This is a genomic window from Thermogutta sp. (assembly GCF_014359955.1).
GTDB lineage: Bacteria > Planctomycetota > Planctomycetia > Pirellulales > Thermoguttaceae > Thermogutta.
Window position 1 is genome coordinate 1 of the sequence record NZ_JACIYL010000982.1, and the last position, 1,415, is coordinate 1,415.

General features: G+C 58.7%; 2 protein-coding genes. Both read right to left on the reverse strand.

The window, feature by feature from the left end; all coding sequences use genetic code 11:
• Nucleotides 1–28: 28 nt before the first annotated feature.
• Entirely contained in the window at nt 29–502 is a 474-nt protein-coding gene (locus H5U08_RS18740; RefSeq protein ID WP_297036655.1) for a putative molybdenum carrier protein, read from the reverse strand.
• 178 nt (nt 503–680) lie between these two features.
• Nucleotides 681–1,415: prephenate dehydratase (pheA, locus tag H5U08_RS18745; protein ID WP_297036658.1), on the reverse strand; the 735-nt coding region annotated here is incomplete at its 5' end.

Genomic DNA, 1,415 nt, shown 5'->3' on the forward strand with positions numbered 1-1,415 from the left:
TAAGACTTTCGGCTGACGAGTTGTGCAGTCACTCTCCCGACTGCCTCATTTTTGCAAAAAGAGCGTCTAACACGCGCTTCGCCCGGGCGTAAATGCCCGGGCAAGTGCTTTCTCGCGGGCCCGCTACGTTGAGCACACGGATCTTATGCAAGCGGAGCCACTCGATGATCCGCTGTGATAACTGCTCTGGATCGGTGATGCGCGCAAGATCCACCACGAGCAGAGGTTTGTTGTACCGCAAAGCGAGTATGGCCGTCAGGCGAGTCCCTCCCGTCAGGGACTCCCGCGTCAGGATGAGGGTGCCGTCAGAGTCCCGTACATTCCACTCGGTGCGGACCGCATACTCGGCTGTTGGGGTTTCAATCAACGGGTATATCTCGGCAATTGGACCGTCCTCCGCAAGTCGGCCGGCGGGACACCAGCCGCCGTGAGGGAGACTATTTTCCCGGGCGGCATCGAGGGCGGCCCGATCGACTCCCGTCTGACCTCCGCTGATGACCACGAAGGGGGCATGACTCCTCAGCCAGGGAGGGATAGGCCTTCGACAGCAGTCAGGCCTCTCCGATGGTTTCACCGAGTTCGCGTGAAGATCTGTTTCCATTGTATGCACGTGAGGCCCCTGCTGCTTGCAGTATTTAGAGTGACGCCTGTCCCGGAGGACTCGTGGATTTGCCGTCGCGTCAGGTGCTCACCGGCGCGGTAACAGGATAAGAGCCGAGAATCTCCAATCGTTGGGTCTTGCTTTTGAGGGCATTCAAAGCACGACGCACCCGCTGTTCGGACTCATGACCTTCCAGCTCCACGAAGAAGTAATAGGCTCCTCGGCATCCCGGGGCCGGAAAGGATTCGATCCATGTAAGATTGAGGCGATTCCGCTTGAAGACGTTCATCGCGTCAGCCAGGGCTCCCGGTTTGTGTTCGACCTGGAACATCAGGGCCGTCTTATCGTTGCCTGTTCTTGCGCACGTCTGATTTCCAATGATCGCAAAACGCGTCGTATTTCCCGGATTGTCTTCGATATTCTCGGCAAGTGGCGTCAATCCGTAAAACACACCAGCCTGAAGACTTGCTATGGCGGCTGCTCCCGGCTTCTCCGAAGCAAGTTGGGCTGCCGTTGAAGTGCTGGTCACCTCAATAAGGCGGGCGCCGGGGAGATGTTTGGCCAGCCAGTTCCGGCATTGGGACAGCGCCTGCGGACGGCTGTACACCTCCCGAATTTCAGAGCGCGGGCATTTCGCCAGCAGCGTGTGGTGAATTTCCAGCTCGACCTGGCCGCAAATCCGTGCCGGGGTGCGGATGAACATATCCAGCGTGTCGGCGATGCGGCCGTCCGTGGAATTTTCCAGGGGTACGATTCCGAACTGGGCATGACCCCGGAGCACCTCTTCAAAAACCGCTGCGATGCTCCCCACAGC